The 6,141-nt window shown below is 77.1% G+C and carries 4 protein-coding genes; 3 read left to right on the top strand and 1 reads right to left on the bottom strand.

Annotated features, from left to right (window positions below; translation table 11 throughout):
• Positions 1 to 521: 521 nt before the first annotated feature.
• Positions 522 to 3,866 (bottom strand): proline dehydrogenase family protein, encoded by a 3,345-nt coding sequence (locus J5O08_RS20190; RefSeq protein WP_218708698.1) that lies wholly within the window; start codon positions 3,864 to 3,866, stop codon positions 522 to 524.
• 111 nt (positions 3,867 to 3,977) lie between these two features.
• On the opposite strand from J5O08_RS20190, the gene J5O08_RS20185 reads away from it, so the two are divergent.
• From J5O08_RS20185 to J5O08_RS20175, 3 genes are all read left to right on the top strand, one after another.
• On the top strand, positions 3,978 to 4,817 hold the full coding sequence (locus J5O08_RS20185) for an AraC family transcriptional regulator (protein ID WP_218708697.1): 840 nt from the start codon (positions 3,978 to 3,980) through the stop codon (positions 4,815 to 4,817).
• A gap of 14 nt (positions 4,818 to 4,831) precedes the next feature.
• Complete coding sequence (locus tag J5O08_RS20180; RefSeq protein WP_218708695.1) at positions 4,832 to 5,617, top strand: aldo/keto reductase; 786 nt, start codon at positions 4,832 to 4,834, stop codon at positions 5,615 to 5,617.
• On the top strand, positions 5,614 to 6,141 hold a 528-nt coding region (locus J5O08_RS20175), incomplete at its 3' end, for a hypothetical protein (protein ID WP_218708692.1). The genes J5O08_RS20180 and J5O08_RS20175, both read left to right, overlap by 4 nt.

Raw genomic sequence — 6,141 nt, 5'->3', positions numbered from 1 at the left:
TAGTCACTGACTACTCGCTCGACGTGTCGAGTACCCCCTCGCCGCGAGCCGCTTCCGCGGCGCCCGCGCCGCACCGCGCCGCGCCGCGCCGCGACTGCCTACGCGACACGTCGAGTGCCTATCCCCCGGATGGGCACTCGACGTGTCGCGTGTTCACTCGACGGGGCGGACGCAGGCGGGCCGTCGCCTGGCGCGTGGTCCGCGCCTCGGCCTGAGCTGCCGCCCGCGTGCGGGCGCCCGCCTGCCGGGCACGCCTGCCGACCGAGCGAGTAGTCGACACGTCGAGCGAGCAGTCACCGCTTGCTCGCTCGACGTGTCGAGTACCCCCTCGCCGCGCGCCCCTTCCGCCGCGCCCCACGGCGCCGCCGACTGCCTACGGGACACGTCGAGTGCCTATCCGCTGGATGGGCACTCGACGTGTCGCATGCTCACTCGACGGCGCGCTCGCAGGCGGGCCGCAGCCCCGCGCGTCCGGCGCAGGCAGCCCGGCGCGCCCGGCGCAGGCGCCGTCGGGCTCGGCGTCAGCGCGTCGGGTCGACGTGGCCGAAGCGGTGGCGGGTGCGGGACACCGCCTGCTCGCGCACGACCGTCATCAGCTCCCGGCGTCCGCTCGCCACGACGGGCGCGTCCAGCACCGTCACCTCGCCCGTGCGCGTGACCGCCGCCGCGCGCAGACCCGGCGCCGAGCCGACGACGCGCACCCGGCCCGTGACCTCGCCCGCCGCGACCCGCAGCGCGAACGCGTCGTCCGCCTCCTCCGCGGCCCGGCTCACCGTCGCCGGCACGCCCGCGGTCCGCGCCGCCGACAGCACGCGGAGCACGTCGCGCTCGCGCCCGTCGGCCCCGACCCGCACGGTCAGGTGCGGCACGGGCCGGTGCCGGAGCGCGTTCTCCTCGGAGGCCAGGCCGGACGGGTCGTGCGCGGTGCCGAGCTCGTCGGCCCAGACCCGGGCGTCGTCGGCGTGCGCCCAGGCCAGCCACGCCTCGTCGTCGAGCGCCGCGACCTCCGGCGCGTCCGACCACGCGCCGAGCTGCGCGACGTAGGACGGGCCGCCGGCCTTCGCGCCAGGGCCGACCACCGAGGCCTTCCAGCCGCCGAACGGCTGCCGCTGCACGATCGCGCCGGTGATGTGCCGGTTCACGTACGCGTTGCCGACCTCGACCCGGTCGAGCCAGTGCGCGATCTCGGCCTCGTCGAGCGAGTGCAGACCACCGGTCAGGCCGAGCGCGACGGCGTTCTGCACCGCGATCGCCTCGTCGAGGGTGTCGACCCGGATCACGCCGAGCACCGGGCCGAAGCACTCGGTGAGGTGGAACCAGGAGCCGGGACGCACGCCGTGCTTGACGCCGGGCGTCCACAGCCGGCCGTCCTCGTCGAGCTGCCGCGGCCTCACCAGCCACTCCTCGCCCTCGTCCAGGGTGGTCAGCGCGCGGAGCAGCTTGCCCGACGCCGGCTCGACCAGCGGGCCCATCGTGGTGCCGAGGTCGTCGGACCAGCCGACGCGCAGCGACGACACCGCGTCCGCGAGCTGCCGGCGCAGCCGGTCGGACGTGCCGGCCGAGCCGACGAGGATCGCCAGCGACGCCGCCGAGCACTTCTGCCCCGCGTGCCCGAACGCCGACCGCACCAGGTCCGCCACCGCGAGGTCCACGTCGGCCGACGGCGTGATGATCAGCGCGTTCTTGCCGGAGGTCTCCGCGAGCACGTCCAGGTCGGGGCGCCAGCCGGCGAACAGCTGCGCGGTCTCGAGCGAGCCGGTCAGCACGACCCGCGCGACGTCCGGGTGCGTGACGAGCCTGCGGCCGACCTCGCCCTCGGGCGACAGCACGACCTGCAGCGCGGCCTCCTCGACCCCGGACGCGTCGAGCGCCCGCTGGATCGCCGCGCCGGCCACCCGCACGCACCGCGGGGTCTGCGGCGCGGGCTTGATCAGCACCGGCGACCCGGCCGCGAGCGCCGCCAGCACCGAGCCGACCGGGATGGCGACGGGGAAGTTCCAGGGCGGTGTGACGACGGTGACGCCGCGCGGCCGGAACACGGCACCCGGGACGCGCCCGTCCGCGAGCTCCTCCGCGCGGTCCGCGTAGTATCGGGCGAAGTCGACGGCCTCGCTGACCTCGGGGTCGGCCTCGGCGACGGTCTTGCCGCCCTCGTGCACCATCGTCGCGACCAGGTCGCCGCGGGCGCCCTCGAGCTCGTCGGCGGCGCGGCGCAGCACGGCGGCGCGCTCGGCGGGGGTGCGGGCGGACCACGCGGGCGCGGCGGCGACGGCGCGGGCGACGACCGCGTCCACCTCGGCCTCGGTGCCGACCTCGACGGCGCCGGCCGGCGGCTCGACGTCCGCCGCGACCAGGCGGGCCGCCCAGTCCCGCGACTCGGCGACGGCCGGGTCGGTGTCGGCGGCGTTCCGGAACGCGCCCGGCTGCGGCGACGGCGCCCCGGGGTCGCGCGGCAGCCGGCGGCGCTCGACCGGCACCCGGTCCGAGCCCGCCACGGACGCGAGGAAGGCGTCCTCCTGGGAGGCGATGCCCTCGTCCGGGCCGTCCCCGCCGGCGAACAGCGCGTGCAGGAAGTTCTGGTGCGCGGCGTTCTCCTCCAGCCGGCGCACCAGGTAGGAGATCGCGACGTCGAAGTCCTGCTTCGCGACGACCGGCGTGTAGAGCAGCACCTGGCCGACCTCGCGCTGCACCGCGCGGGCCTGCGCCGGGGCCATGCCCTGCAGCATCTCGATGTCGAGCGCCTCGGACACCCCGCGGTGCGCGGCGAGCAGGTGGGCGTAGGCGACGTGGAACAGGTTGTGGCTGGCGACGCCGACGCGCAGCGCGGAGGTCCGCGTCGGGTCGAGCGCGCGCCGGACCAGCCGGACGTAGTGCGCGTCGACGTCGGGCTTGCCGGCGTACGGCGCCTGCGCCCAGCCGTGCAGCTCGGCCTCGACCTGCTCCATCGCGAGGTTGGCGCCCTTGACCAGCCGCACCTTGAGCCGCGCGCCGCCCGCCTCGACCCGGCGCCGCGCGATCGCGGTGATTTCCTCGAGCGCGTCGGAGGTGTCGGGCAGGTAGGCCTGCAGCACGATGCCCATCTCGGCGCCGAGCACGTCGGGGTCGTTCACCAGCTCGTCGAACACCCGCACCGTCAGGGCGAGGTCGCGGTACTCCTCCATGTCGAGGTTGAGGAACGTGCCGCTCGCGGCGGCGGCCCGGTACAGCGGGAGCAGCCGGTCGACGACCCGCCGCACGCTGCCCTCGGTGTCCCAGGTCGACAGCTGGCTCGCCACGGCCGAGACCTTGATCGACACGTAGTCGACGTCCGGGCGGGCGGCGAGCTCGGCGACACGGTGCAGCCGGCGGTTCGCCTCGTCCTCGCCGAGCACGGCCTCTCCGAGCAGGTTGAGGTTGAGCCGGAAGCCCTCCTTCCGGGCGCGCGCCAGGTGCGGGCCGAGCCCCGGTCCGGCGTCGGCGACCAGGTGGCCGACGAGCTGGCGCAGCCGGATCCGCGCCGCGGGCACGACGGCGGACGGCAGCAGCGGGGCCACCTTCGCGCCGACGCCGAGCAGCGCCCGGTCCACGCCGCCGAGGAACGCCGCGGCGTCGGCGGCGCGGTCGCCGAGGTCGGCGAGCTCGGCCGCGGCGACCCGGGCGTCCTCCGGCCGGGCGACCCGGTCGACGAACCGCACCGCGAGCTCCAGGCCGGCGGGGTCGGCGACCAGGGCGGCGAGCCGGCCGGTCGCGCGGCGCTCGGCGGGGGTCTCGTCGGCGGCGGTCGCGTCCATCCAGCGGTGCGCGAGGTCCACCGCGTCCCGGGTCAGGTGCTCGGGGGCGGGCGTCGCGGCGTCGGCGGCGGCGGCCGGGTCCTGGGTCGTCGTCATGGCGGGATCCTTCCCGAGCGCCCCGCGCCCCGTCTTGCACCGATCGGCCGGGCCACCGGGCCCGATCCGTGACACGTGCCCGTCACGCGCAGCACCTACGCTGCCCCCGACATGGAACGCCGTCCACCCCACCTCGCCGCGGCCCCCGCCGCGCACGCCGCCGCGCCCGCCGCCGACGCCCCCGCGCGCGCCCTGCTCCGCGCCCTCACCCCCGCCCTGCTCCGGCTGTGCGACGACCTGACCGGCACGATGTTCTGCGCCAAGGACGTGACCGGCCGGTACGTGGTGGTCAACGACGCGTTCGTCCGCCGCACCCCGGAGCGGTCGCGCCGCACGGTCGTCGGCCGCACCGCCGCCGAGCTGTTCCTCCCGCACCTCGCCGAGCGGTACGACGCCCAGGACCGCGACGTGCTGGCGACCGGTCGGGCGCTGCACCGCGAGCTCGAGCTGATCCGCCGCCCCGGCGGCCCGCCCGGCTGGTACCTCACGTCCAAGGAGCCGGTGCGCGACGACGCCGGCGCGGTGGTCGGGCTGGTGAGCATCTCGCAGGCGCTGCGCGCGGGCGACGCCGACGCGGCGACCGTCGAGGCCCTGTCCCGGATCGCGGCGTTCGTGCAGCGCCGGCTCGCGGACCCGCCGACGGTGGCCGAGCTCGCCGAGGCGGCGGGCTGCTCGCCGTCGACGCTCGACCGCCGGGTGCGCCGGGTGTACGCGCTGTCCCCGCAGCAGTACGTGCTGCGGGCGCGGGTCGACCACGCGGCCGCGCTGCTCAGCGGGTCGGACCTGCCGCTCGCCGAGGTGGCCGCGGCGGCCGGGTTCTACGACCAGGCGTCGTTCACCCGCACGTTCGGCCGGCTGACCGGCGAGACGCCCGCCCAGTTCCGCCGGGCGGTGGCCCCGCTGGTCCCGTCGCTGGTCCCGCCGCTGCCGTGGCCCCGGGCCGCGGGCTGAGCCACGATGGACGCATGACACCCGCTCCGCAGATCCCCACCGTCACGCTCAAGGGCGGCGCGATGCCGCTGCTCGGCCTCGGCACCTGGCAGTCCGAGGGCGGCGACGCCGAGCGCGCCGTGGTCGCCGCGCTCGAGCTCGGCTACACGCACGTCGACACCGCCACCGGCTACGGCAACGAGGCCGAGGTCGGCCGCGCGCTGTCGCTCGTCGACGTCGACCGGGACGCCGTGTTCGTCACCACCAAGCTGCCGCCGGACCACGCCGGCCGCGAGCGCCAGACGCTGCACGAGTCGCTGGCCGCCCTCGGCACCGACCACCTCGACCTGTGGCTGGTCCACTGGCCGCCGAACAAGCAGGCGACGCCGGCCACCTGGGAGCAGTTCATCGCCGCGCGCGACGAGGGTCTGGTGCGCTCGATCGGCGTGTCCAACTACTCGATCGCGCAGATCGACGAGCTGATCGCCGCCACCGGCGAGGCCCCCGCGGTGAACCAGATCCCGTGGAGCCCGGGCGACTTCGACGCCGACCTGCTGGCGGCGCACGCCGAGCGCGGCGTCGTCGTCGAGGGGTACAGCCCGTTCAAGCGCACCGACCTGGACGACCCGGTGCTCACCGCGATCGCCGAGGCGCACGGCGTCAGCACCCGCCAGGTCGTGCTGCGCTGGCACGTGGACCACGGGATCGTCGTGATCCCGAAGTCGACCAACAAGGACCGCATCGCGCACAACCTCGAGGCGCTGCAGTTCACGCTGTCCGCCGACGAGCTGGCGCAGATCGACGGCCTGGGCGGCAAGTGACGGAGCCCGACGCGACGCGCGACCTCGGGACGCCCGTCCCGGGGTCGCCGTCGGTCCCCCCGCCCGCGACGCGCCGCGAGGCCCGGGCGCGGGCGGCGGGAGGACCGGGCGACACCCCCGACCCGCACGCCGTCGTCACCACCGGGCCCTCTCCAGCCCGCCGCTACGGGCGCGGCCGCGCCGTGGTGGCCGCCGCGACGAGCGCCGTGCTGGTCGCCGGCGTCGCGATCGCCGGGGTGCAGCTGCACCAGGCGCGGGAGCGCGCCGCGGAGGCCGAGCAGCGCGCCGAGGCGATCGGCCTCACGGCCGAGCTGTCCGCGGCCGAGGACGACTTCCTGTCCGAGCAGCGCCGCACCGCCGCGTCCGAGGCGTCCCGCCGGTCGACCGAGGCCGCCGCCCGCGTCGCCCGCGAGCAGGCGGAGGCCGAGGAGGCCGCGCGCGTCGCCGCCGAGCAGGCCGCAGCGGAGGCCGCCGCCGCCGAGGCCGCCCGCGCCGCGGAGGAGCAGGCCGCCGCCGAGGCCGCG

Origin of the sequence: Cellulomonas sp. PS-H5 (assembly GCF_019265565.1) — a bacterium.
GTDB lineage: Bacteria > Actinomycetota > Actinomycetes > Actinomycetales > Cellulomonadaceae > Cellulomonas.
The sequence above is the reverse complement of the archived record's forward strand: the minus strand, read 5'-3'. Positions and strand labels throughout refer to the sequence as shown.